Origin of the sequence: Synechococcus sp. BO 8801 (genome assembly GCF_002252675.1) — a bacterium.
Classification (GTDB): domain Bacteria; phylum Cyanobacteriota; class Cyanobacteriia; order PCC-6307; family Cyanobiaceae; genus Cyanobium.
In genome coordinates, this window is sequence record NZ_NQKY01000006.1 from 117162 (window position 1) to 142189 (window position 25028).

Sequence of the window (25028 nt, forward strand, 5' to 3'; positions counted from 1 at the left end):
TGCGGCGCGGACGCCGCCAGAGAGGACAGAAAAAAGCCGGCCTCACTGGGAGACCGGCAAGTGCTGGGGCGGGGTTCACACCCGCCTTCCCGTGTGGACGGATCAGCTTTCGAGTTGCTTGGGGGGTAGATGGATGCGGTCCGCCACCAGCCGAACGCCACAGTGGTTGCCGCAGAGGCGCCCTGAGGCCGCCAGTCGCATGCCGGGTGTGGCGTTGTCGCTGAGTTCTTGGGCCTGCTTCCCCCAGACCTCGATCAGGACCGAGAAGCCCCCGGCGGATTCTTCGTCCCAGCGGGGTGTGACGCCAGGGACCAGGAGGAGAACCTCGGCGCGGATGGCGCCGCAGTCAAAGAAGGTGAGTTGAACCGGCAGGGGGGCAGTCCCTGTAAGCACGGTGACATTCACGGCTTGTGGGCTCCGTTGGGGCAGCAGGCGGGGGAGTCGAGGAAGGAGAAGACCTCGTTGAGGTCCTCGGGGCTGGGCGCCGGCGCGCTGGCGGCTTCGCCGCCGACGGTCTCGGGGGGAGGGGTGACCTGCAGTTGGAGGCCGCTGATCTCGCCATTGCGATGCCAAGCCATCTGGCGGCCCATGCTTTGGAGAAAGAGGATCCCGGAGAGGATGTCGTCGTCGTCGTGGATCAGTCCGATCGGGGGGAAGTGGGAACCATCAGGGCGGCGAATGGTGATCTGGCAGTGGAAGTGCATAAAAAAAGCCTGCTGAGCAGGCGTTGGAGAGGAGGGGTGGAGGCAGGTGGTTAACCAGCAGGAGAAGAAGGGCCGTCAGGAGGCCGTAGGCCCTGGCCCGTTCTCGGGGAAGCAGAAGCGGAGGGCTTCAGCCGGCTCATCGAATGGAGGGGAGACATCCAGCCAGGGGGAGCGGATGCGGGCGAAGGCACCGGCTGGGAAGTAGCGGGAGAGGCTGGAGTAAGAGGCGCCTCGGAGGCGGTCAGCCGGCAGGACCAGGCCGGCGGTGGCGATGCCGCTTCGGGCACAGCGGAAGCGGACCTTGCAGTAGCCGCTCATGGCTTCGCCTGCGGCGCCGGGGACCCAACGGGGGGAGCTACAGCCGGCGCAGCCGACAGGAGGAAGCGGTAGATCGTGCAGTCGGTGGCCAGGCAGTAGCCGGCAGCGTCGTGATATCTGGCGAAGCCGTACTCCTCGTCTGCATCGACGCAGGTGGCGGAACGGGAAGAGAAGGTCTCCGCCCACCAGTCATCAGCGGCAGCGATCTCGTCCTCATCGAGACCGGAGGGGTCGTCGTTGATGAAATAGCAGGCCCAGTGGGTGGGCAGGAGATAGCTCACCAGGGAGGGATGGCGGGCATCCCGCTCCGCCTTCGTCAGGAAGACGGGCTCGGGGGGAGAAAGGGGTGGATCTGGCAGGTAAAGGCTGGAAGCAGGCATGACAGTCACAGCTCAGAGGGACACAAAAAAGCCCCGCACAGAGGCGGGGCGAACCAATCCAGGCGGATTTGAACCGCCATACAGCGAAGCGCCCACCGGTAGGGGCACTGGTGAGCGCAGGCTGCGCCTTGCCTGCTACGCAGTGACCTCCAAGAGGTCTGGAATGCATGCAGGTGGATTGGTGATTTGGATGGATTTCGTCGGGTGTTCTTGCCCTTCTTTTCAGTCCCATCCGGAGACTGGAAGCCGGTGTTGCACCGCAGCCCTGGTCAACCATCATCTGTAGAGATGGAGAGAGGGATGGAGATCGTGCTCGATCTCGCTGCGACGGCTACACCGTGCCTCAATAGGCATAGGAAGGGCGTAGCGCGTCAGGGCCGCAAGGCCCCGCAGGAGGAAGACTTAGCGTCTATTGATACTGTCCTGCGCATGTATGGGCGCCTGTTGAGTGTTGGCGCAACGCTGGGGAGACTTAGTCACGGGAAGCCTGTTGACCCGCACAAAGGTGCGCACCGGCTCGATCCGTCCTCGGGCATTGGCTGCCCTCGTCCTCCCGCTAAACCCCTCCGTCGTTTGGCCGAACGAGTATCTCTACTGGGCCGCATGCCCTGCGCTGAGCGGAATGGATACCGTCAGGCGTCTCGTTTGCACCTACCGGTTGACGTCACTGCAGCCGGTGAAGGGTGCGGATCCGTACGACCTTGGGGGAGCGTTTCTATGTTTTGGCGCAGCACAATTGGCCGCTAGCAATCCTGCATAGGCATGGTGCGCAAGTAGCGCTGATGTAGTGAGAGGGATTAGGCTATTCGGCTGTCAGCATCAGGGCTGTAAGCCTGACCGGCGAGAGTGAGCGACTGCGGCGCAGTCCTGTCTCATCGGTTGAAAGCAACATAGGGGGTAAGTGGTGGATACGTCAAGCGATTGGGGAGGACTGGGTGACTGTGGACTAGGCAGTATTCGAGGGCTTGAATGAGGACTACAACGCAGGACTAGATATACACACAATAGATAATGTATATCGAGTGAAGGTGCTTGTCACAGAATAGATGAGGGTTCACATTGGCGTGAGAGCTTGATGGAGGATGCCCCGACCTCTCATGCTCAGGTTTCTTGTCTCATGAGCTCGATCAATAAAAGCACCACAGGACTCGGGACAAAAGATTGGAGCATGCCATCCCATGGCGAAGTACTATCAAAATGTGAATGGACTCAGATTCATTGCGGCTGAGCCCGGTAGAAGCACAGGAAAACAGCCACCAAGACCCGTTTGGTAGTGCGGCTCGCGTCTATCCCCCTTGGGTCTAATCGATATCGACCGCAGAGGGCATGACCTCGATGAGGGCGAGACGCTTCTCCAGGACCTCCATCTGCTCCGACATTTCTGCCCAGCGGGCTGCCGACTCACGCCGCTCAACCACATGGTTCATGGTGTTGATGATCAGTTTGGCTGCGCCTAAGGCGATCGACTCGGACTGCGAACTCAGCAGCTCTCTGGCTTTTCGAACCGCATCGCTGTAGCCCTGCTGCAACTCCTTGGTTGCCTCCGACTCCAGTTGCTGCAGGGCTTCATCGACCGCGCGGACATAGTCAGGGTTGCGTCCCCATGACAGAAGCGTCGTGTAGCCAATGCTCAGCTCTTGCGCGATCTGGCGCATCTGCATCCCCTGCGCCGTCATCATGACGGCCTTCCGTTGCCTGGGCTTCAGGGCTGCTGATGACATAGAATCGTCAGTTAGAAATAGAAATCGCCAACGTTACCGCTTTTCTAAGCCATGGTATATGCCGAGTGGAGATCAGAGTCTCGCGAATACGACTCACCTCTTCAGCCTCAGCAAACTGATCGCATTTACTATTGACTGGCTCAGCGAACGGGTCGCTGATGGCATGCAACAGATCCGAGGGACCGCGGCTCAAGCTTCGCGACAGAATCTGACAATCAAAGGATACCCCCGGCCCAGCAGCCCAAAAATGTTGATTGCCTTGCTCAGGACAGGAGTTGGAGACCACTGTTCTGTGGCTTAGCTCTCGGGGGAAACATTGGTGACCAAGTCAATGCAGAGAGACAGACAGCATCTGTACTGCATGACAGACCGGCGCATTCTCATCCAAGTCAAGGGTTTCAGCGGTCAAACGACATGAGTTATGACTGGCTGAGCGAGCGACGCCTATAGACCGCATCTAAAGGGATATATCTAGGCACTTGTGCTGGATGTTGTCTCATGGATCTTTGTCCATGCAAGAAGCCCAGGAGGGATGAAGACCAGCACTGACCAGGGACTTCATGGCAGAAGAACCACTGCATATGGCAGATGGGATATGCAGCAAGTGATGACAGAAGATGCCAATAACCATGTCCACTCTAAACCTAACCCGACGAAGATGAGGTCTAACAGGGATGGTTAACCACCGTCAGTAGCTTTTCGGGGTAGTGAGCCCTCCCGCCATGACTCCGTCCGAAGGACTACTCAACCATTCCATTGACAAGGTGTCCTCCTATGCCACTCCCTCTGGCCGCCGACCAATGCTAGGGGTCCGTCTTGGCAGAACCGAACTGCAGGCGCTGGAGCGGCTCTGCGTCGTTCTCGGCTGCAGCAAGTCTCGTCTGGCCAGGAATCTCATCTGCTTTGGGTTGAAGAACAAAGAAGTCCTGATGTATCACCACTATGTAGTCCAAGACTGATCAGCAACTATGCCCGTCTCCCCCATTCCCCGTACATCTCTGATCATGACGACTACATCGCCGGTTCAGCCTTCAGAACAACTTCCAGAGAACCCCATCATGCAGACGATCTCCACAGCCAACGACATAGACGAAGCTGTGTTGACTCCACTGGTTGCAGAGGCTGAAGCGGACGCACCGACATTCCAGGAGAACCTGGCCGCAAAAGCGGCTCATGAGATCCAGAGAGAGACAGCAGCGGAGACGAACGCCGAGGGGAAGGAGCTGCCGGAGGGGTGGCGGGGGTTGCTGGCTGTGCAGATGGCGCAGAAGAAGGTGTTCCCGAAGGAGTGGAACCTGATGGGGGTGAAGGGGAAGGATGCTTTCAAGAAGGGGTGGAATACAGAGCCAAAGAGGCAGGCTGATGCCATTGCAGATGTGCTGACCTATAGGAGCGCCACCGGGATGGGGGTGGTGACGGGATCGCTCTCGGGGGGATTGGTGGCGATTGATCTGGACGGTTGGGTCGCTGACAAAGCGTATACGGCAGCGGCGGGGGAGGAATATGAGCCGTATGGGGAGGAGAAGACGATGTCGTGGACATCGGGTAAGGAGGGGAGGAGGCAGTTGCTTTATCGGGTGCCGGAGTATCTGCTGCCGTTGTTTTCGGAGATCACGACGCTGACGGCGACGTGGAATGGGAGGTTCTTTAATGATGTGAAGAAGACGAAGCACAGTATTGAAGAGGGGAAGCTGGGGGAGGACTTTGTTATTCGGTACAACAAGTCTATGAGTGTGCTGCCGGGGAGTATTCATCCGGACACGAAGAAGCGGTATAGGTTCCTGAGTTACAACGGGGGGATGCCTGCAGAGGCGCCGCAGTGGCTAATCGACGTGATGAAGTCGAATGCCACAGGGGCTTTTAAGTTTCTGGATGCGGAGGATGTCAAGGATATCAAGCATGAGACTGCCAGGACGAAGGTTCCGCCCAATCAGATCAGAGGGTGGTTCTTTAATAACCATGATGTCCGGATGGCTCTCATGCCCCGGCTGCAGGAGTTGGTATTCAACCATCCGGAGTTTGATAACTACACCTGGGTGGAGGGGAGTGGGGATAATCCGCAGATGCAGAATGGGTGCCCCTGGCATAAGAGCAGTTCAGGGACGGCTTTTCAGTATGCGAAGAACGCGGGGGTGTGGGATTGCAAGGCTTGCAAGGTCTCGGGGGATGAACTGGACTTCATCCATAAGGTCAGGACGGGGGATATGTATGCCGGGAGGCCGGATCCAGAGAGTCTGGAGACGTATGTCAGTGAGATTGCGGAAAAGCTGGGATTCAAGTATCCGGAGGATCTCCAGGCTGCTCAGAAGACGATGGAGGTGCCGAAGGAGGAGATCAGCGTTAGGCAGTTCCTGGATCGAGCTAGGAAGATCATCAAGGAGGTGACGAATCCTGCTGAGCAGTCGGTCGAGTTGATGGATCTTGCTGAGCGGTGCGGGAGGTACAAGTACAAGGCGTCGGATATTAGGGCTTTGATTGCTCGGGATAATGAGTTTCAGCGGAACAAGGACAACACGCTCAAGCGGCCGACAGAATGGCAACTAAACGTGTCTCCAGAGGAGTACATCATTCCTGGATTCCTGAGGAGGCCGTCTCAGGTGTTGCTTCACTCCAGAGGTGGGGTCGGGAAGACGGAGTACATGCTGGCGTTGGCGAAGGCTGTAGGCCGAGGTGAGGTCATGGACATCCGAGGGATCCCGGTAAAATGTGCTCCAGGGAATGTGTTGTGGATCTCAGGGGACCAGAGCGAGACACGGCTGGCGGCCCAGTTGGACCGGATGGGCATCGAGTCTTACGGGAAGGACTCCTGGTTTCACCTTGTAAGTGACTGGAGGATCGATCTTCCTGGTGAGTTCAATAAGATCGTGAAGGAGCTCGAGCCTTCTCTCATCGTCATCGACTCTCTTGGATCGGTTTCCGACCTCGGGGATGCGAAGGAGAACGAGGGTGCCTATGCGGCGCCGCTCTACGACATCTCTCGGAGAAATGGGGCGCTGGATCTGGAGGATGGCTTCCCTTCTGCAGCCGTCGTCTGGATCCACCACAACACGAAGGACAACGTGGGCTTTCGGGGGACGGACAGGCTGATGGGGGCGGTGGACGAGACCTGGGAGATCAGGGAGCTCACGGAGGAAGAAGAGGCTGAGCATGGGGTCAACAGCCGGATCCTGACCATTGGCAAGAGCCGGTTTGATCGGTCTGGGGACAGGCTGCTGGTGACCAGGGACCACAACCTGAACTACGAGATCAAGGACCTGACGCCGACGCTGCACCGGATGGGGGTGAACAGGAATGGGGAGCTCGATCCGGCGGGGGTGGTGCTGGAGGTGCTGCGGGCTGCGGAGCAGCCGATGACGCAGGACGCTGTGCGGGAGGGGGTGAAGGAGTACCTCCAAGCCGAGGGGCACGACCGGATCCCGAAGACGGGGGCCATCTACAAGTACCTGACCGGCTGGGTGGTGGACGGGATGGTCAGGGCCGAAGCGGTGAAGGGCTCGGGGGCAAAGGGGGGTCGCCCCACGAAGTACTACAGCCTCGCGTGTGCGAGGGGAGAGGGGGTTAATGAAATAACTGATCTGGACAACGTAGACTCATGGCCCCGCAAGGTCTTTGAGTTTTTTCACGGGGCCCTGAGAATCGTGAAAAAACCCTCCTCGGCCACAACCGTGAAACAACCCCCTGGTTCATCCCCCGAGAGCGAGGAAGGTTCTTTCACAGGGACCTCTGCTGGAGGTTGTTTCACGGGCCATGAAACAACCTCGAACTCGGATACAGCAGTGGATCCCGAGGACGAAAACGGTTGTTCCACGGACCCTCCCGGTCTTCGCGTGGGAGAGGCTGGAGGGCCGGTCGAGGAGGGGCAGACCAAGGTGTCCCCCGAGGACGAGGAGATCTGCACGGTTCCGGCTGATCTCTGCACGGTTCAGGTCAATGGGATCCTGCAGGGCCCAGCACTGCCCCCCGAGGACGTGAGACTCACGGATGAGACAGATGGGGATCCGTGGGCGAAGTTCGACTGAGTGGCTGTGACCTGTTCATGAGCAGAGGAGGGCTCCTGCGGAGCAATACCCGCCCGCCGCAGGCATCCCCCCTCCCCTGCCTTCCCCCTGCTCAGCCGATGCGGTTCTGCTGGAACAGCCGCGTCCCCGTCGTATCAGCGATCCGCCATGGCACATCGATGAACGCCTCCGCAGCAAATCCAACGCGCCGCTCACTGCTGGGGGTTGGATTGACTCCAGACAGGGAACGCACCCCAGCTGGGGAGCTGGGAGTAATGGCGCGGGCAACCGTCCACAGCACCTGTCGGCCCTGGTGGTGCCGCTCGAAGCGATAGCCGTAAGCCTCATGCTCACTCCGCCAGGAGGTCACCCCCTGACCCAGGAGGGCTGCCAGATCGGTGGTGGTGAGAACCAGGGCGTTATCGGCAGCCTCCGCCAGCCCCCGAGCCCGCAGAAGGGGATCCGCCGCTGGGGCTGATGCCGCCTCCCGGAGGGCCGCCACAAGCGCAGCCAGGTCGCTGCCAGCGGCCTTCACGATCGCCGTGGAGTTTGCTGCTGTCACTGCCGTCGGACTGACATCACCTATCGCCGGCTTCAGGCCAGGGAACGTGCCCATTGGCTGGCCTGACTGGAGGTGGTCGTGGAGTCTCTCCCCGAGCTCGATGAACGCACCTGGCCAAGTGGTGAGGGTGGAGGAGACGCGGATCAGATCGACCCCGAGAGCGCGGGCCCGGGCCTTGAGGCCGTTACGGCTGATCCCCCACCGTCTCTCCAGATCGCGGATGGAGAGATCGGGGGGTGCCACGTCAGAGGATGCTGTCGAGTCGCGGTGCCATCACGACAATAGGAGAGGGGGGATAGAGCGCGGTGGATCGAGCGGGCTCGGGGGCGGCATCCCTCAGCACTGATCCACTGGCTAAGAGGGGCAAAAGCTTTGTCAGACGTGATGAATGAAGCTCTCCAACCTCACCGCCATAAGGCATCTCTGCCCGAAAGGTAAGTCCATACCGCACTCGCCAAGGTCAATTATTTCTTCTGGTATATGTGGCTGAATATCGTTGTTCCAAATTCAGCTCCCGATCTTCTGGACAAACCTCTTAGAGACCCCCGATAGAAGCGCTCATCTGAGTTGTTACGTAGCCGCTCAGCTTGGTATGTCCCCACACGGGTGATCATCGCGACGGTATTTGTGTTGGGGTGTACCTCCATACAGAGTGCGAAGGGCGTATGATTCCAACGCTTTTCCTCCCTACTCCAAGTTGTAGATCTCGGGGAGAGCGCGTGTACGTGCGCGAAGAGTTTCTTCAACCGCGGCAAAGTCCCACAGCAAAGGTGGCTTCGGGCCTGTCCCCTTTGTGATGTAGTGATCGCCCGGGAGAAGTACGCGTTCCTTACGAAGTTGGCGAACTGTTGTGTGGCTCAGCCGCAAGAAGCGATACAATTCACTGCTGGTAATCCAGCGGGGCGCCTCAGGCGCTGTTGAAGAGCGGGTCGTCATCGGAGGGCGAGGCAGATCCACAATGCCCCCATTGGGGATGTGGGGTGGATAAGTTCGCTCTGCGTCTGCTGTTTGCCGCTGCTTCAAGTTGCAGCATCCCGTCTCACACGGAACTCATAGGCCATTTGCCTTCAGCGCCGGACCTGCTTGAAGGTTTGCGACGCTGGTTTTCCCGCTGGGCTGTCCACGGTACTTAACCCAAATTGTAGAGGATCATCGCAAGAATGGCAACCCTTTCGCCTCACCCTGCAAGGTGATCGAAGTGGGTGGCGACAGCCTCGGCATCCTGCCACTCCGAATATGACCGCAGATGAGATTCAAGACTGTGGCCGCAGGCTGCAGCAAGCACCTTCGGAGGAATACCGCGAAGTTGTCCGCGCTTAACGTAACTGTGGCGCATGGAGTACACCACCAGCTCGTCACCTCTTTGAGCAACTTCAGCACGCAGCTGCTTCCAGATCAGCCGACGTTTCAAGAACGTGTTTAACGCATCACCGGCTTTGCCGGGCGCGCCGAGTGGTGGGAGGGTCTCACCTGCAGCGAAGCGGGACTGAAGTTGCCAGTCGATTGGCCCGTCCTGCCCATGAATGAGCAAGGGGTGGAGTTGACGAGGGCGAGTGTGGCCACCTCCACTAGCCTTGGAATACAGGGACCACAATTGGCCCTGGCGCAAGGAAAGATTAGCCAAATCAGCGGGGCGCAGGCCGTAAACAGCCATCAGCTCTAGAGCAAAGCGCCAGCGAGGATCATCAATGCCACCGATCAAACGTAGAGCCTCAGAGTCACTGAGTGGGTAGCCGATTCGTTTGGCATTACGGCTCATACCGACAATCGACATTGTGTCAGTTGGTGGTAGCCAGGCACCACGCCGAAACCCATGTCTTTCGACTGCAAAAAGAAGTAGCTGGCAAGTGTTCTGTACGGCGATCTGTCTTGACCGACTGCCTGGCTGCCAATTGCTGCAGATGGACTCCAGTAGGGGTCTGGCGTCAGTCGGTGGTTTCGGTCCCTTCATGAGGCGTTGAACACGGTCAAAGTGTGGCTCGTACTTCGAGGCCCAGGTTGACTTTTGAATCGGCACCTTGCCGTGGTGAAGTTTGTGCTGGCGAAACTGGTCTATCAACGAGCTCCAGTCCTCTTGATGGTGTGAACTGGATCCTTCAATTTCTGTCGATGCTGCCTGCAAGGTACGACCGCCAGCAAGCATGGATGCGCGAATCTTCTTCACCCGCTCAAAGATGTTGGCGCGTTCGCTTGCAGCCCACCGATACGGGAGCCTGACAATCTGGGCGGACTGGCCCTTCGGCCGGAACTGGAGGTAGGTCGTCCCTGAAGGCATAACTCCGATAAACCAGCCGGGCTCGGGCTTGCCATCCGTCCCTATGAACAGCTCCTTCACCTCCTGGCGAAGGAACTGGACCCATGGCTCCTGGGTGGATGCCGATCGCTTCATGGGGTGGAGGCCCTGCTGGTTGATAAACCATTGATAACGGGGTTTCAAGAGGTTGAAACGTCTCGACCTCTTTCGACCGCTGATGGCTTAGAAGGCAGCCTACAACAGGGTCTAGGTGGTTGGGTGCAGGGGTCGACTCCATGGCTGCCAACCGCTTTGGGAGCACTAGGTCGCAGGTTCGAATCCTGTCGCCCCGACTGACTTTGAACAATCCACCCCATTGGGCACGTGCCTGATCTGCGGAACTGATGGAATGCGTCTCCGTCCGTTCACTGCAGATCAGACTCCTGATCATTCAAGAAATGGGTGGTACGTCGGGTGATGGTGTTGGCGGAACAGTCGCCCCATAGTCGATGCCCCCATGCCACGGCGTCAGAGCAGCCTCAACGAGGATCTGATCACCACTTCTTGTAGGGCAGAAACTTTCCGCACATAGTGACTTTGACCCTGTTGCCGGCTGGATCCTCCACTTTGTCCACCTCCATGGTGAAGTCGATGGCGCTCATGATGCCATCACCGAACTTTTCCTGGATCACATCTTTGAGCGGCAGGCCGTACACCTGCATGATTTCATAGAAGCGATAAATCAATGGATCGGTCGGAACCTCCGGATCCAGGCATCCCTTCACGGGCGGGGCTGTCAGCTCGTTGGCCAGCTCTGGATCCAGATCCAGGGCCGCCAGAAGCTTCTCCGCCTCCTCTGGAGAGGCCGTGGCCTGTCCGTACAGCAAGCTGGCGATCCATACCTCATCGCGTTGGAGAAGTGTTTCCAGCTCGGCGAAGCTGACCCCCTTGCGGCGCTTGGCGCTCAGCAGGGTTTGGCTGAGAGGGGTCAGTGGGCTCATGGCACGATGCTGATGGGCGGAATGGGGCGACCAGGTGGCGGAGGCCCGACAGAGGTTAGCCGTGCTTTCCCACCAGGTCGTTCATGCCTGCAGCTGTAAGCGCCGCTGCTGGGGGTTGAGGTTCCGCAGCGCGCTCAGTCCCAGGTGTCGCATCGTCATGACGACATCATGAGCATCATTTCTTCCACCCATTGCATCAAGGCTGATTCGATTTCTGGACACTCTTGACGTGGACCCCGGAAACCGCTCCAGGGTGAATGAGAGTTCTCAGCCGGCCTGACTGGGCCGGGGACTCCACCATGAACGCACCAGGCACACAGCGGAGCAGATCATCCGCAAGCTCAAGACCGCCGACCAGCTGATCGCCCAGGGCAAGACCGTCGCCGACGTCTGCCGCGTCATCGAGGTGACGCAGCCCACGTACCACCGCTGGCGGCAGCAGTACGGGGGCATGCAGGCCGAGGAGGCCCGGCGACTGACCCAGCTGGAGAAGGAGAACGCCAGGCTCAAGAAGCTGCTGGCGGAGGCGGAGCTGGAAAAGGCGATGCTCAAGGATCTTGTTGCGCCGTGAGGCGCACCTTGCGGTGCGACGGGACACGTCTGAGCCCGGAGCGTCGACGCAGGGCTGTCACGGTCCTGCAGGAGCGTTACCGGGCTTCTGAACGCCTCGTCTGCCGGGTGGTGGGCCAGCACCGCAGCACCCAGCGTCATCCCGGCAAGGTCGTCTCGGCTGAGGAGGCCAAGCTCCGGCAGCGTCTCCGGGAGATCGCCGCTGAGCACATCCGCTGGGGCCGCCGGATGGCCTACCGCCTCCTGCGGCGCGAGTGCTGGACGGTGAACCACAAGCGGATGCAACGGCTCTGGCGGGAGGAAGGCCTGCAACGGCCCACTCCCAGGAAGCACAAGCGGGCACGGCCCGCCGACGGCTCGGTGCGCCGCCACCGGGCCGAGCATCCCCACCAGGTGTGGGCCATGGACTTCCAGTTCGACGCCACCGCCGATGGCCGCAGACTCAAGTTCCTGAACGTGATCGACGAGCACAGCCGCCTCTGCCTGGCGATCCGTGTGGGCAGACGCTGCAAGGCCAAGGATGTGGTGGCGGTGCTGGAGGAGCTCACCAGCCTCTACCCGGCGCCAGCGTTCATCCGGTCCGATAACGGGCCGGAGTTCATTGCGCAGGCTCTACGGGATTGGTGTGAGGCCAGCACCACCACCAGCACGGCCTACATCGCACCGGGATCCCCATGGGAGAACGGCTTTGCCGAGTCGTTCAATGGCCGGTTCCGGGATGAGTTCCTCAACACCGAGCTGTTCGGCACAGCCCCAGAGGCGCAGATCCTGGCCGATCGCTGGCGCTGGGAGTACAACTCGCTCAGGCCGCACTCGGCCCTCCAGGGGCTCACGCCCCTGGAGGCAGCTCAACAAGGAGCTGCAGCATGACGACACCCACCCACCCTCATAAGCCCTGGACCGATAAGGGGGGTCACGTCAGACGTCCGGCCCTTGCTTGGGCCCTATCGACACCCGCCCCACTCATCCATCTGACGCCTTGGGACCGCGTTGCGCTGAAGCAAGCTAAGACTCTTTCGATCGGGATCTCCAGACGTCGCACCAGGCCGCAACCATCCGGTCTGCCCTGCCGGGTCTGGATCGTATCTGGCCTTCAGTGATTCCACCGGAAGCCGCCGCATGCTCCACGGCGCATGGAGAAACCTACCGAGAAAGATCACAGACTGGCAGCTTGAGTTACTGTTTCCCTGATCGACCGTTTGAGGGAGAGCCATTGTTTCGATGGAACCCAGCTGCTCTTGGCGTCGTTGTACTGGCGTCCTCCGGCGTGTGTAGCTATGGACCCCCTGCTTCAGCATCGATCCCAACGATGGTGATCTCGAGCAACGCAGGCTCAGCCAAGAGAACTGTCGATGCCATCCTCAAGCTGGAAGAACTCACGGATGCTAACGCGGCGCACCTCCTGCTGGAGCTAGGCAATAAGTCCATGGTCGTTGTGTATTCCAGTAAGGAAAGCAGTCCCACACAGACGGCCCAGCTCGATTTGATCGCTCGCGACAGCAATAACTATGTTGGGGCTATCAAGTTCTACCGGCTTGACCAGGCCAAGTACCCGAAGACATGGAGTGATATCAGCCACAACGAAGTCTGGAGGCGTGGCCCAATCTTCATGCTCGTCAACAACAATCCGAAGATGATCGGCACTGTTAAGGATCTCAAGGATGGTGCCGAAGTCACGGTTCATTCCATCTCAACCGATCGTCTGCGCGCTGAAATCACCCGCTTTCTGAAGATCCGACCACTGGTTTATCATGTCACTGTTGATGAGGTCGACCGGCTGATTCTCAAGCCTGGTCTGCCGACCTTCATCATGGCTTACCGGAACAAGGGTCCCCAGAATATGCCCACGCAGTTCCAGCGCTTTGCCTATGAGTCACAGCTCTATGCCGGTCGTGTCAACTTCGTGCTGATCGACCTCGACCAAGGCGATCCTTCGGCCCAACTCGGGTTCACCTTTCCCAAGCAGGACGACCCCTATTATGTGGTCTACAAACCAAAGGATAAGGTCGGTCTTCTCATCAACAATCCCCTGCTGTCCGAGACGTTGATGGAGGATGCCATCCGTAGCTACTTCGGCCCTGGCCACGAGCCCGCCAAGGTGATTCCTTAGGCCCACTTTTCCTTGGCGAAGAGAGCCTGTCCGTCCCACATCCCTGTGGGTCATCGGATCAACCTTCTCGCCATCCTTGGCCCCCTTTCAACACGCCACCAGCGCGACAGGTCGATGCGCTTGCCGCCAGCGGCGTCGCAACGCGATCACCTGGCTGCCAGCCTGGAGACTGCCCCGGATGACGCTGCTTGCTCCCCGACCCCGCCACCCTTCGGCCCGTTCCCAGCACAGCAGCGGTGAGCGGGGTGCTCGAAACCCTCGCCTTTTTCCGCGATCCGGATTTTGCCGGCTCACGCTTCGAGCGTTACGGCGATGTCTACGAAACCAGCCTGCTGGGGCAGCGCACCGTGTTCATCCGTGGTGGGCAGGCCATTGCCGACCTGTTCGCCCAGGGCGACGCGGTCGAGGGCTGGTGGCCGGACAGTGTCCGGCAACTGCTGGGGCCGCTGTCCCTGGCCAACCGCAACGGCGCCGACCACAAGGCGCGCCGTCGGGTGGTGGGCCAGCTGTTCGCCTCCGCCGCCCTGAGGCGCTACAGCCCGGCGATCGTGGCGTTGGTGGAGGGCCTCAACCAGGAGCTGCTGGCTGCGCCAGCCCCCGTGGCCCTGGTGCCCCGGTTGCGGCGTTTCGCCTTCGCCGTGATCGCCACCACGGTGCTCGGGCTTGATGGTGCCGATCGCGACGCCCTGTTCACGGACTTCGAAATCTGGTGCCGGGGCCTGTTCTCCTTTCCGCTCGCCCTGCCCGGCAGTCCCTTCGCCGGCGCCCGCCAGGCCCGTCAGCGCCTGTTGCGGCGCCTCGGGTCCGTGCTTCACAAGGCCCAGGTCTCCTCAGCCTCCGGAGCGCCCCTCGTGGCCGGCGGCCTCGACCTGCTGGCTGGCGGGCTGGATGAAGCCGGCCTCCCCCTGGCCGACGACGACGTGGCGGAGCAGTTGCTCCTGCTGCTGTTCGCCGGCTACGAAACCACCGCCTCCGCGCTCAGTTGCCTGCTGCTCACCCTGCTGCAGCATCCCGCCGAGCTGGCCTGGCTGCTGGAGGAACTCGACGGCCTGTCCTGGCCCCCTGCCGGCGGGGACGCCGTGAGCGCCTACGACGCCCTGCGGGCGCCGCGGCTGGATGCGGTGGTGAAGGAGGTGATGCGGCTGACACCACCGGTGGGGGGCTTCTTTCGCCGCACCCGGGAGCCCATCGCCCTGGCGGGTGTGCTGGTGCCGGCCGATCGGGTGGTGCAGGTGAGCATCACCGCCAGCCATCGCCATGGCACGGACCCGGAGGATCTGGCCGCCTTCCGGCCCCAGCGCCATCTGGGGGGAGCCGAACCGGTGACCCTGCTGCCCTATGGAGGCGGTGAGCGCGTCTGCCTGGGCAAGGCGCTGGCGGAGCTGGACATCCGTCTATTGGCGGTGGGGCTGCTCAAGCAGCTGAGTCTTGCCCTGGAGCCGGATCAGGACCTGACGCTGCTGGTCATTCCCAGCCCCTCCCCGAGGGATGGCCTGCTGGTGCGCCCACGTCGCCGAATCAACGCTGCCGGGTCTTAGATCGTCAGTCCCCAAACGTCTTGTCCAGCCATTGAGTCGCCACATAGACACCAATGAACATCGGAAGATAGGCGATCCACATATTGGGAAGGTTCAGCTCCGAGTTGTTGATCAGAACAAGACCCAGATAGCTGATGACGCCATAGATGGATGCCCTGCGCAGTGGCCCGATGAGCTGTTTCAAGTCTGATCAATTGCTGGTTTGACTCTACGCAGCCTCGTCATCGGCCGCCGCGAGGCCGCACCAGGCGGTCGAGCCGCAGCTGATGGTCGGCACTGGTGAGCCGTGCGTAGGCCAGGCCCACGACGCCGAACACCCCCAGCGCCGTCGCCGACGCGATCATGAACAGGATCACGATCTGGTAGCGAACCGCCGCCGCCGGTGCCGCCCCCTGGAGGATCTGGCCGGTCATCATCCCGGGCAGGCTCACCAGGCCCATCACCATCATCGAGTTGATCGTCGGGATCATGGCCACGCGGATCGCCTCGCGCACCACCGCCTGGCAGGCCTCCCAGCGGGTCGCCCCCAGGGCCAGATCCGTTTCGACCTGATCGCGGCCGCTGCGCAGGCCGTCCATGAAGCGATCGAGCCCAAGGGAGATGCCGTTGAGCGTGTTGCCCAGCACCATCCCCAGCAGGGGGATCAGATATTGGGGGTTGTACCAGGGCTGGGGCCGGATCAGCCCCGTCACCGCCAGGCCCGTGACCAGCGCCGAGGAGGCCATCACCGACAGCAGGCTGTTGAGGTAGATGCCGGCAAAGCGGTGCCGGGTGCGCTGGACGGCGGACACGCCGGCGATCATCGCCATGGCCGCCCCCACCAGCAGGATCAGGGGCGCCTGGTCCTGGTGGAACAGCCACTCGAGTACGAACCCCACCAGCAGCAACTGCACCACCATCCGGATGGAGGCCACCAGCAGGCTGCGGGACAGGCCCAGGCGCAGTGCCGCCGACAGCCCCACATTCACCAGGATCAGCAGGCCGGACAGGGCCAGGCGGCCATCACTGATCGTCAGGGCGCCGGCGCTCGAGGGGGTCATCGCTGCAGCTCCAGGGTGCGGGTGGCGAAGCGTTCGATCTGCTCGCCGTCATGGCTGATGAGCACACAGGCGCGCGCACCGGCGGCCAGCCAGTCGCTCAGCAGGGCCTCGACGGCGGCGGTGGTGGCCCCGTCCAGGGAGGCGGTCGGTTCATCCAGCAGCAGCACGGTGGGATCGAACTGCAGGCCCCGCAGCAGGGCCAGCAACTGCAGCTCACCGCCGGACAGTCGCTCGGCGTCGTAGTCCAGGAATGAGGGATCGCGCCCCAGGGCCGCCAGCCAGCCGGTGATGCGCCCGTGGCTCCAGCTGCCCTGCCCGCGCCGCTCCCGGAACCGCCAGGGCGCGCGTAGGTTCGCCGCCACGGTTCCCCCACCGGCGACGGGCCGCTGGGCCAGATACAGCACCATGGCCCGCCAGCGCGGCAGACCCCAGGCCGCCGGCGAACGCCCGAGCAGGTGAAATGTTCCCGCCTCGGGGGGATCGAGCAGGGCCAGGGTGCGCAGCAGCAGGGTTTTCCCTGCCCCCGAGGGCGCCACCAGCCCCAGGCGATCACCACCGGCCAGCGCGAGATCCAGCTGGCTCCAGAGCAGCCGATCCCCCAGTCGCCGCTCGAGGCCGGCGGCGCTCAGCAGCTGGGGGCGGTCCAAGGGTGAGCGATGACCAGCCATCCCTCACTTTGACCCCGTCACGCACCGGCCGGCGCCGATTGGCAGCGGGTGCCTTTGGAGGCCAGCCACAGCTCCACGGTGCCCTGGGGGACGGAGCGTGCGTACCTCCATGTGCTCAGGTCGATGGGAGAGATGCCGGGCTTTGTATTCCCGGTTCCGGCAAGAAGGGCGCGGACCGATGGCGAGGTTGTCTTGAGGGCGCTGATCTGGGCGATCAGCTTCTCGGCCAGGTCGTTGTCGGCCTTGTGGAAGAAACGAACGGAGTTGTATGGACCGCAGCTGCTCGATGACGGTTCCACGAAGCGCACGCCAGAGACGATGTACCAGCGCTTGGCGGAAAGCTGGACCAGGATGGGTTTCAGTTGCTCGGCGATGGACGGATTGTCCAGATGGACGGTGACGACGGCCAGACTTGGTTCGGTGTAGGCACTTTTGGCCCGAGCCGTTTCGAGCCTGACGGCATTGAGCTGGTTGACCACCCTGGCCTGGGCCAGGGAGCCCGCCACCAGCCTGGGATCGACGATCGGGTCCTGGGCCAGCTGGGAGACGCTGACCGACTGTTCGCCATTGCTGTCCTTGCCTTCCACCTGCTTGCGCAGCGCTTCGATCGCCAGCGCCCCGGCCTCACCGCAATCGGCCTGGATGTCAGCAGCCGGCGTCAGATCCTGGCCACCAAGTTTCAGATGGAGGTTGAACACCTGTTGCTGGTAGTAGTCATTGCAGGCTTCGCCGGAACTCTGAACCAGACGGTTCAGCACCCTCGCGGCCTGGTCGACACCATGGTTGAACTGGGTCTGGGTGGCGGACGCTTGGCGGGAATTGTTGTTCTGGGCATTGATCGACTCTTCCCCGGATGACCCCTCGATCAGCAGGATCGAGATGCGTGCGAGCAGTAACTTGTCTCGAGGAGCCTTGTCTTTTCCTGGCTCCGTGTTGAGCATGTGCTCGATCGCCAGCAGGGAGATGTCTCTGCCAAGTTGCTTTGATGTGAGTTTATCGGTGAGATCACCAACCAGTCCCGCCGTGCGTGATTGCTGCGACAGCTTGTTGACTTCGTTGGAGGTGATCGTGGCGACAATCAATCCGATGGTGCCGGCGATGGCGGCGATGCCTGAGACGATATTGTTGAATGTTCTGCCCCGTTCGGAATCTGCCATTCGCGTTGTCTGAGGCCATCATCTGGGGCCCAGTCTCAATGGCACATCAGAGCGCCGAGGAGGCGGTCCCACATTTCTTATTGGTGTGCAAGGTGGCATTCCCTGGGCACCTTTCGATGTCACGATGGTTTCTGCCACCACTGGATTGGGATGGGCCCATCGGTCGAGCGTCGCCAGCCGATCCGGACGGTGCGGCTGAGCCACCGAGGCGGGATGCTCCATGCGGAGGAACGACGGGGCTGGCACCGCCACTGGCGGGAGCCCTATCGTTTCATGCTGGCCATTCCCTGGCCGGGCTTTCTGCTCAGCATCGCCGCCAGCTATCTGCTGCTGAATCTTGCCTTCACGCTGCTCTATGCGCTGGATCTCGATGGCATCGGCGGGGCTCCCGATGGCCAGCGCCTTTCTGTCCTGGATGCTTTCTTCTTCAGCGTCCAGACCCTGGGCTCGATCGGTTACGGCGTTCTCCATCCCAGCAGCCTCTGGGTGAATCTGGTGGTCACGGTGGAGGCCTTCTTCGGGCTGCTGTTCATCGCCGTCACCACCGGCCTGGCCTTTGCCCGCTTCTCCCGCAGCCGGGCCCGCCTGCGCTTCAGCCGCGTGGCCACGATCGAACCCTGGCAGGGGCACCCCACCCTCACCTTCCGGGTGGCCAACGTGCGCCAGAACAGCCTGGTGGATGGGCGGATCCGGGCCTCCCTGGCCATGAACGAGGAGAGCGGCGGCCGTCGGATGCGCCGCCTCGTTTCCCTGCCGCTGGTGCGTGATCAGTCGATCAGCTTCCAGCTGATGTGGACCGTGATGCACCGCGTCGACCAGCACAGCCCCCTGTTCGGCCTCAGCCGGGAGGAGCTGGAGCGGCGCCAGGCTGAAATTCTCGTGGCCTTCCAGGGACTCGACGAAATCCTGCTGGCACCGGTGCACTTTCGCTGCAGTTACGGGGCGGCCGATCTGCGGCTGGGGGAGCAGTTCCGCGACATGGTGCAGATCGACGGCCCCGACAGCGTGTTCCTCGATTTCAGTTGCTTCGATGTGACCGATCCCCAGGATCCGCCGCCGCTCCCACCAGCTCCCGGCCATGGGGAAGGAGATAGTCGATCGCCGGACCCACCGGCACAACACCCGTGGGGTTGATCATGGTGTGGCTCTGGTAATAGTGGCGCTTGATGTGCGCCATGTTCACGGTGTTCGCCACCCCCGGCACCTGGTAGAGATCGCGGGTGTAGGCGAACAGGTGGGGGTAGTCCACCAGCCGTTTCAGGTTGCACTTGAAGTGCCCCACATAAACCGGATCAAAGCGCAGCAGGGTGGTGAACAGGCGCCAGTCCGCCTCGGTGATCGCAGGTCCCAGCAGATAGCGCCGGCCGGCCAGGTGCCCCTCCAGCCAGTCGAGCGTGGCGAACAGGGGACCCAGCGCCTCCTCGTAGGCCTCCTGGGTGGTGGCGAAGCCGCAGCGGTACACCCCGTTGTTGACGGTGGCGTAGATCCGCTCATTGAGGCGGTCGATCGCCTCGCGCAGCGCCGCCGGATAAACGTCTCCTTCGCGGGCGCCCAGGTGATCGAAGGCGCTGTTGAACATCCGCAGGATCTCGGAGGATTCATTGCTGACGATCGTGCGCCGTTGCTTGTCCCAGAGCACCGGCACGGTGACCCGGCCGGAGTAGTGGGGATCGGCCACGGTGTACAGCTGGTGCAGGGCTTCGGCGCCCTCGTTGGGGTCCGGCACCACCCCCTCCGCCGCGTGGAACGTCCAGCCCCCGCTCGCCCATGAGCCAGTGCACGACGGAGAGCGGGATCAGGTCCTCCAGCCCCTTGAGGGCGCGCAGGATCAGGGTGCGGTGGGCCCAGGGGCAGGCCAGTGACACATAGAGGTGGTAGCGGCCGGCTTCGGCGGCAAAGCCGGCCTCGCAGCTTGGACCGGCCGATCCATCCGGGGTGATCCAGTTGCGGAACGCCGCCCGCGAGCGCTCGAAGCGGCCGGCGCTGCTGCCGGTGTCGTACCACTGGTCTCTCCAGACCCCGTCCACCAGCAGGCCCATCACGGTCGCCATGACGCCCGCGGACCCTAACGGGCCTCCTGCGCCACCTGTTCACCCGGCGGACCCTGGGCGCCAGGGCGGGAAATCGCCCCCATCGTGGAGGGATGAGCGGCGCCGATCCCTGGATGCCATGGCCGGTTTGAACCGACGCGGTCCCCTCCGCGGGATCGCCCTGCTCCTCAGCGGGGTCCTGCTGGCTGGGGTGCTGTCAGGGGTGCTCGCGTGCCTGCCGCTGCTGTCGCCAGCGGCGAAAGCCCAGGACCAGCCGGAGGAGCTGCGGGGGGTGTGGCTCACCGCCAACGACATGCCCGTGCTGCGGGACCGCAGCCGCATGCAGGCCGCCGTGGATCAGCTGGCGGAGCTGGGCTTCAACCGGCTCTATCCGGTGGTCTGGAACGGCGGCTTCGCGTACTACCCCAGCCGGGTGAGCGAGGCGCGCCAGCTGCAGGACTTCAGCTTCCGCGGCCTGCAGGGCCAGGACATCCTGGCCGAGCTGATCAGCGCCGGCCGCAACCGCGGGCTCAAGGTGATCCCCTGGTTCGAGTTCGGCTTCATGGCGCCCCCGGAGTCGCCGCTGGCGCAACGGCACCGCAGCTGGCTCACCCAGACCCGCGACGGCGGGCTCACCTCCACCAGTGCCGCCGGCCGGGTGGTGTGGCTGAATCCCTTCCGGCCGGAGGTGCAGCAGCTGATCACCGACCTGGTGCTGGAGGTGGTGAACGACTGGGGCGCCGATGGCATCCAGTTCGACGACCACATGAGCCTGCCGCAGGAGTTCGGCTACGACCTCTTCACCAGGGCGCTCTACCGCAAGGACACGGGCAAGGATCCACCGGCCAACCCCGAGGATCCGGCCTGGGTGAAGTGGCGCGCCGACCGGATCACCGCCTTCCTCGACCAGCTGGCCAGGGCAATACGCGCCGCCCGCCCCGGCGCCCTGATCTCGATCTCCCCCAACTACTACGACTTCGCCTACAAGCTGCAGCTGCAGGACTGGCGCGAATGGGTGCGGCGCGGCATCGCCGATGAGCTGCTGGTGCAGATCTACCGGCCCGATCTGGAGAGCTACGGGCCCCACCTCAGCCGGGCCGAGGTGCAGGAGGCCCGCCAGCGCATCCCCACCGCCATCGCCGTGTTGAGCGGCCAGCGCAACCGCCCCACCCCCCTGGCCCTGATGGCCGAGAAAGTCGCCGCCAACCGGGCCCGGGGCCTGGGGGTGGCTTTCTTCTACTTCGAGAGCCTGTGGAGCCTGGGCCCCGAGCCGCCCGCCGAGCGCATCGCCGGGCTGGCGGAAATGCTGGGCCCCCGTCGGCAGGCGCTGGGGGCCTCCGGGGGCCGCGGAGCTACATCGCCGCCCCTGCCGCCGCCGCCTCCCTAGCGAACGCCGGGAGCTGACGTTGACACCCCCCGACGCCCCACTACCAAGGAAAGAAGCACCCGCCTTCCCCCCATGCCCGAGCCGGCCGCCGACCTGCCCCTGGCCGTCCCGACCCACCAGCGCCTCCTGGAGCTGTCCCCCGCCAAGGACACGGACGCCGAGGAGCTGCGGCAGAACCTCTCCGCCCTGGTGGCCCTCGACCGGGTGCTGTGGCTGGGGGGTGATGAGGGACGCAGCCTGTACCGGTTGGACCGCCTCGGCGATCACCACTACGGCAACCTCAGCGCCGTGAAGCTCAGGGACTTCGGTCTTGCCGGTGGCAAGGACGACGGCGAATCGGACATCGAGGGGCTGGCCCGTGATGGTGATCGCCTCTGGATGGTGGGCTCCCATTCCCTGCGGCGCCGCAAGTACGACGCCAAGGCAGGACCCCTGAAGCTCCACGACAGGCAGAGCCGCAACGCCCATGTGCTCGGCTGTCTGCGGCTGGATGGGGAGGGCCGGCCCGTGGCAGGGCAGCGGCTGGCCTTCGATGCCGCCGAGGGCCGTGATGCCCTCACCGAGGCCCTGGCGAGCGACCGGCGGATCGCCCCGTTTCTGGCGATCCCCGGCAAGGACAACGGACTCGATATCGAAGGCATCGCCGCCCGTGGCGAGCGGGTGCTGGTGGGGCTGCGCGGACCGGTCCTGCGGGGCATCGCCCTGGTGCTCGACCTCAGCCTGGGCGGCCTCGATGGCGACGGCCCCACCCTCAGCCTGGAGGCCCATCGCTGCCGCTACCTGTCGCTCAGCGGCCTGGCGGTGCGGGATCTGGCCGTGGTCCCCGGCAGCGACGACGTGCTCGTGCTGGCCGGGCCGACGATGGACCTGGCGGGCCCCTGCTACCTGCACCGCTGGCGCAACGCCCTTGGCCCGCAGGGTTCATCCCAGCAGGACGGCGTCACCCTGGAGAGAACGGAGCCCCTGCTGTGGATCCGGGATGGCCGCCCCGGTCGCCCCGGCCAAGGCAGCGACAAACCGGAGGGCCTGGATGTGCAGCGCCATGGCGACCAGCTGCTGGCCTGGGTCGCCTACGACGATCCGGTGGCCGCCAGGATTGGCGAGCAGGGAGTCAGCACCCGCCTGGATGGCTTTGTGCTGCCGGACTGACGTCAGCCCAGCTCCACCCCGTCGAACAGGTGGCGGCCGGGGGCCTCCGGCGAGGGATCGAACCAGTACTGCTCCACCAGCGTCAGGAAGGCCTGCCGTGGCAGGCGGCCGGGGGGCAGCCCCAGCGCGGCCAGCATCCGGTTGAGGTTGGCGGCGATGCCGGCGGTGGGATGGCCGTAGGCGGCGGCGAAGGCGGCCAGGTCGTCGAGCTCGAGCTGGCCATCGCCATCGAGGTCGAGCACGTCGAAGAAGCCACCGGCGGAGCGGGCCATGAACTCCCGCGCGGCCTGGGGATCGGCACCGAAGGCGGCGAACACCCGGCCATGGGAGGCCAGGAACTCGTCCTCATCCACCGTGCCGTCGTGGTTCTGGTCGCGGCGAGCGTTCTCGTGCCGGTAGGTGTCGAGCAGCAGCCCCAGCAGATCCGGGAAGCGGCTGGGCCGGCCCTGCCAGCGCCGCGCGATCCGCACCGCCACCGGTTCGAAGTCACCCTCCAAGGTGTGGCGGCCGTCGCCGTCGCGGTCGTAGAAGCTGAACAGCCGGCGGTAGCGCCGCATCAGCTCGGCCGGCAGGGAGACGCTCGACATCCACCGGGCCGCAGAGGATCTCGATGGTACGGGGCCGCCGCTGCCTGCGCCTCTGGCTGCCGCTGCATGCCCCTGCGGCCATGCTTGACGTCAACCGTTACAACCTGTTACAATTCACGAAACAAACTGAAACACTCATGACCGACTCCTCCGCCCGCTTCGGCTTCGTCGCCTTCGCCGAAACCTGGAACGGCCGTCTCGCCATGCTCGGCTTCGTGATCGGCCTCGGCACCGAGCTGCTCACCGGCCAGGGAATCCTCACCCAGATCGGTCTCGGCTGATCGAGCAACGGCCCAGCCCTTTTCCTTTCCTTTCCCTGCCCGACCCATGACCAACACCCCCGCCAACGACGCCTTCCTCCAGGGCGACAGTGAGCGTTCCATCCACATGGAGCAGCTCAAGCGCGTCGAACTCTTCAACGGCCGCGCTGCCATGCTCGGTCTTGTCATCGGTGTGCTCACCGAAGCCATCACCGGCTCCGGCATCGCCCACCAGATCGGCCTCGGCGCCCTGACCGACGGCTACGCCGCCTGCCGCACCCAGTTCCTGCCCTTCTGCTTCTGATCGTTCCGCTGCCGATGCTGCTCCTGCCCCCCTTGTGTCCCTTCACGGCGGCCCGGATCGCCGGTCTGCAGGCCACGGTGCTGCTGCTGCTCACCCTGCTGATCAAGGCCCGGGTGCAGATCAAGGCGGCTTCGGCCCTGGGCCTGTTCCTGCTGGCCCTGCAGACCCTGGTGTTCCTGGCCGCAGCCGGAGCTCTGGGCCTGGTGGCCATCGGCGGAGCGGCCCTGGCCCTGACCCGTCCCCGCTCGGCCGCCGCCTGAGAGACCCCCTTCCATGACCGGCCTGCTGCAGCCACCGCTAGGGGAAGACGCGCTCCGGGCCCTGTTCACCAAGCCCTACGGCGCCCCGGGGCCCACGCCAGAGCAGTGGCGGGCGCTCTACGACGGGGCGGTCCACTTCACCGACCCCACCCAGGAGCGGCAGGGCCTCGAGGCCTACATCGTGGCCCAGGAGGGCTTGCTGCAGCGCTGCGATGACGTCTTCCTTGAGCCAGGTGCCGTGGCCCTCAGCGGCGATGTGGCCTTCGTGGAATGGACGATGGGCCTGAAGATCAAGGGCTTCGAATTCATCTATCCCGGTACCAGCCGTCTTCGCCTCGGCGCCGACGGCCGGATCGTCGACCATCGTGACTACTTCGACTTCGTCGGCCCCACCTTCACCCCGGTGCCGCTGGTGGGAGGTTTCGTGCGCTGGCTCTACGGGCGTTTCGTGGCCTGAAGGTTCCGATCAGCCAGCACCTGTGCCTGACGAAGGAGGGGGCAGACGGCGCGATGCAGGGTGCTCACGCCGGAATGGCATCCATCCCGCTCAACGGCCGGAGCCTGCGACGGGCGCCTGGCTCGGCCTTGCTGATCGGTGATGCCGGGACATCCGGGCCGGGCGACGCCCGGTGAGTCGCGCCAGCCGGGCCAGGGGCGTGCCGGCGCGTCGCGAGGCCTCGCGCTGCAGCTCGCGCCACGGGCGATCCACCGCTTCCATGGCCTCCGGGTCGTTGTGGTCGTGGACGCCGAAGAGCAGGGCGATAATCCGCTCCGCATCCATGGCCTCGGCGGCGGCTTCCTGCCAGAGGCGCTCACTCAGGGAACGGTCGCCCCGCCGGAACTGGGCGTCGGCCAGCTGTCGGGTGAGCGCGAACACCAGCTGACGCTCCTTGAAGGCGGAGAAACTGCCCTCGAACTGATGGGGGAAGCAACCGCTGGCCATGGGGGGTGCCCTGCTTCTGGAGTTCTGCTTTCAACTGTATCTGCTGCTACAGATTCTGACGCCACTGCCCTGCCGGTCCTCGCCCGCGGGCGCCCGCGTCACCAGGGT

At 63.3% G+C, this 25028-nt stretch carries 25 protein-coding genes and 1 pseudogene; 11 read left to right on the top strand and 15 right to left on the bottom strand.

The window, feature by feature from the left end:
- Nucleotides 1–102: 102 nt before the first annotated feature.
- The 5 genes from CJZ86_RS06630 to CJZ86_RS06650 form a co-directional block, all read right to left on the bottom strand.
- The gene (locus tag CJZ86_RS06630) at nt 103–405 is read right to left on the bottom strand and encodes a single stranded DNA-binding domain-containing protein (RefSeq protein ID WP_094585158.1); all 303 of its coding nucleotides are present in this window, start codon (nt 403–405) and stop codon (nt 103–105) included.
- Nucleotides 402–704, bottom strand: a complete 303-nt coding sequence (locus CJZ86_RS06635) for a hypothetical protein (RefSeq protein ID WP_094585159.1) — start codon at nt 702–704, stop codon at nt 402–404. Before CJZ86_RS06635 ends, CJZ86_RS06630 begins: the two co-directional genes overlap by 4 nt.
- A gap of 75 nt (nt 705–779) precedes the next feature.
- Nucleotides 780–1022 (bottom strand): hypothetical protein, encoded by a 243-nt coding sequence (locus CJZ86_RS06640; RefSeq protein ID WP_094585160.1) that lies wholly within the window; start codon nt 1020–1022, stop codon nt 780–782.
- Nucleotides 1019–1402, bottom strand: coding sequence for a DUF6926 domain-containing protein (locus CJZ86_RS06645; protein WP_094585161.1), 384 nt, complete (start codon nt 1400–1402; stop codon nt 1019–1021). Before CJZ86_RS06645 ends, CJZ86_RS06640 begins: the two co-directional genes overlap by 4 nt.
- Before the next feature lie 1301 nt (nt 1403–2703).
- Entirely contained in the window at nt 2704–3123 is a 420-nt protein-coding gene (locus CJZ86_RS06650; RefSeq protein WP_198960091.1) for an RNA polymerase subunit sigma-70, read from the bottom strand.
- Nucleotides 3124–4181: 1058 nt separating this feature from the next.
- Between CJZ86_RS06650 and CJZ86_RS06655 the strand changes: the two genes are divergently transcribed.
- Nucleotides 4182–7142 carry a bifunctional DNA primase/polymerase gene (locus CJZ86_RS06655; RefSeq protein ID WP_158219527.1) on the top strand — a complete coding sequence of 987 codons (2961 nt, stop codon included), beginning with the start codon at nt 4182–4184 and terminating at the stop codon, nt 7140–7142.
- A 91-nt stretch (nt 7143–7233) separates the two neighbouring features.
- On the opposite strand, the gene CJZ86_RS06660 is transcribed toward CJZ86_RS06655, so the two are convergent.
- From CJZ86_RS06660 to cynS, 3 genes are all read right to left on the bottom strand, one after another.
- Nucleotides 7234–7926, bottom strand: coding sequence for a hypothetical protein (locus CJZ86_RS06660; protein WP_094585163.1), 693 nt, complete (start codon nt 7924–7926; stop codon nt 7234–7236).
- A 934-nt stretch (nt 7927–8860) separates the two neighbouring features.
- Entirely contained in the window at nt 8861–10018 is a 1158-nt protein-coding gene (locus tag CJZ86_RS16655) for a site-specific integrase (RefSeq protein WP_143594083.1), read from the bottom strand.
- Nucleotides 10019–10470: 452 nt separating this feature from the next.
- A complete protein-coding gene (gene cynS / locus CJZ86_RS06665; protein ID WP_094585164.1) occupies nt 10471–10917 on the bottom strand; it encodes a cyanase in 447 nt (148 codons plus the stop codon).
- A gap of 280 nt (nt 10918–11197) precedes the next feature.
- Between cynS and CJZ86_RS06670 the strand changes: the two are divergent.
- From CJZ86_RS06670 to CJZ86_RS06680, 3 genes and pseudogenes are all read left to right on the top strand, one after another.
- Nucleotides 11198–12357, top strand: a pseudogene (locus CJZ86_RS06670) (IS3 family transposase).
- Nucleotides 12358–12796: 439 nt separating this feature from the next.
- The gene (locus CJZ86_RS06675; protein ID WP_094585165.1) at nt 12797–13597 is read left to right on the top strand and encodes a hypothetical protein; all 801 of its coding nucleotides are present in this window, start codon (nt 12797–12799) and stop codon (nt 13595–13597) included.
- Between the two features lie 236 nt (nt 13598–13833).
- Nucleotides 13834–15135 carry a cytochrome P450 gene (locus CJZ86_RS06680; RefSeq protein ID WP_198960094.1) on the top strand — a complete coding sequence of 434 codons (1302 nt, stop codon included), beginning with the start codon at nt 13834–13836 and terminating at the stop codon, nt 15133–15135.
- Nucleotides 15136–15139: 4 nt separating this feature from the next.
- On the opposite strand, the gene CJZ86_RS06685 is transcribed toward CJZ86_RS06680, so the two are convergent.
- The 4 genes from CJZ86_RS06685 to CJZ86_RS06700 are packed head-to-tail and all read right to left on the bottom strand — an operon-like array spanning nt 15140 to nt 18000.
- Nucleotides 15140–15319: a hypothetical protein gene (locus CJZ86_RS06685; RefSeq protein ID WP_094585167.1), complete on the bottom strand. Its 180-nt coding sequence runs from the start codon at nt 15317–15319 to the stop codon at nt 15140–15142.
- Nucleotides 15320–15356: 37 nt separating this feature from the next.
- The gene (locus CJZ86_RS06690; protein WP_094585168.1) at nt 15357–16175 is read right to left on the bottom strand and encodes an ABC transporter permease; all 819 of its coding nucleotides are present in this window, start codon (nt 16173–16175) and stop codon (nt 15357–15359) included.
- On the bottom strand, nt 16172–16822 hold the full coding sequence (locus CJZ86_RS06695; protein WP_094585169.1) for an ABC transporter ATP-binding protein: 651 nt from the start codon (nt 16820–16822) through the stop codon (nt 16172–16174). Before CJZ86_RS06695 ends, CJZ86_RS06690 begins: the two co-directional genes overlap by 4 nt.
- Before the next feature lie 38 nt (nt 16823–16860).
- Nucleotides 16861–18000, bottom strand: coding sequence for a hypothetical protein (locus CJZ86_RS06700; protein ID WP_094585170.1), 1140 nt, complete (start codon nt 17998–18000; stop codon nt 16861–16863).
- A 150-nt stretch (nt 18001–18150) separates the two neighbouring features.
- Here CJZ86_RS06700 and CJZ86_RS06705 point away from each other — a divergent pair, with 150 nt between their 5' ends.
- The gene (locus CJZ86_RS06705) at nt 18151–19134 is read left to right on the top strand and encodes an ion channel (protein WP_094585171.1); all 984 of its coding nucleotides are present in this window, start codon (nt 18151–18153) and stop codon (nt 19132–19134) included.
- On the opposite strand, the gene CJZ86_RS06710 is transcribed toward CJZ86_RS06705, so the two are convergent.
- The gene (locus CJZ86_RS06710) at nt 19019–19726 is read right to left on the bottom strand and encodes a glutathione S-transferase family protein (protein WP_286145700.1); all 708 of its coding nucleotides are present in this window, start codon (nt 19724–19726) and stop codon (nt 19019–19021) included. The two genes, CJZ86_RS06705 and CJZ86_RS06710, sit on opposite strands and share 116 nt — an antisense overlap.
- Before the next feature lie 443 nt (nt 19727–20169).
- Here CJZ86_RS06710 and CJZ86_RS06715 point away from each other — a divergent pair, with 443 nt between their 5' ends.
- Both CJZ86_RS06715 and CJZ86_RS06720 read left to right on the top strand, forming a co-directional pair.
- The gene (locus tag CJZ86_RS06715) at nt 20170–21417 is read left to right on the top strand and encodes a family 10 glycosylhydrolase (RefSeq protein ID WP_094585172.1); all 1248 of its coding nucleotides are present in this window, start codon (nt 20170–20172) and stop codon (nt 21415–21417) included.
- Nucleotides 21418–21489: 72 nt separating this feature from the next.
- Entirely contained in the window at nt 21490–22566 is a 1077-nt protein-coding gene (locus CJZ86_RS06720; protein WP_094585173.1) for a DUF3616 domain-containing protein, read from the top strand.
- Between the two features lie 2 nt (nt 22567–22568).
- Here the strand turns inward: CJZ86_RS06720 and CJZ86_RS06725 are convergent, their stop codons facing one another.
- Nucleotides 22569–23153 carry an EF-hand domain-containing protein gene (locus CJZ86_RS06725; protein WP_094585174.1) on the bottom strand — a complete coding sequence of 195 codons (585 nt, stop codon included), beginning with the start codon at nt 23151–23153 and terminating at the stop codon, nt 22569–22571.
- 137 nt (nt 23154–23290) lie between these two features.
- On the opposite strand from CJZ86_RS06725, the gene CJZ86_RS06730 reads away from it, so the two are divergent.
- The 4 genes from CJZ86_RS06730 to CJZ86_RS06745 are packed head-to-tail and all read left to right on the top strand — an operon-like array spanning nt 23291 to nt 24434.
- Nucleotides 23291–23434 carry a CAB/ELIP/HLIP family chlorophyll-binding protein gene (locus CJZ86_RS06730; RefSeq protein WP_094585175.1) on the top strand — a complete coding sequence of 48 codons (144 nt, stop codon included), beginning with the start codon at nt 23291–23293 and terminating at the stop codon, nt 23432–23434.
- Nucleotides 23435–23480: 46 nt separating this feature from the next.
- The gene (locus CJZ86_RS06735) at nt 23481–23717 is read left to right on the top strand and encodes a chlorophyll a/b-binding protein (RefSeq protein WP_094585176.1); all 237 of its coding nucleotides are present in this window, start codon (nt 23481–23483) and stop codon (nt 23715–23717) included.
- 14 nt (nt 23718–23731) lie between these two features.
- Complete coding sequence (locus CJZ86_RS06740) at nt 23732–23977, top strand: hypothetical protein (RefSeq protein WP_094585177.1); 246 nt, start codon at nt 23732–23734, stop codon at nt 23975–23977.
- A gap of 13 nt (nt 23978–23990) precedes the next feature.
- On the top strand, nt 23991–24434 hold the full coding sequence (locus tag CJZ86_RS06745; protein ID WP_094585178.1) for a nuclear transport factor 2 family protein: 444 nt from the start codon (nt 23991–23993) through the stop codon (nt 24432–24434).
- Nucleotides 24435–24524: 90 nt separating this feature from the next.
- On the opposite strand, the gene CJZ86_RS06750 is transcribed toward CJZ86_RS06745, so the two are convergent.
- Nucleotides 24525–24920 (bottom strand): hypothetical protein, encoded by a 396-nt coding sequence (locus CJZ86_RS06750; protein WP_094585179.1) that lies wholly within the window; start codon nt 24918–24920, stop codon nt 24525–24527.
- Nucleotides 24921–25028: the final 108 nt, after the last annotated feature.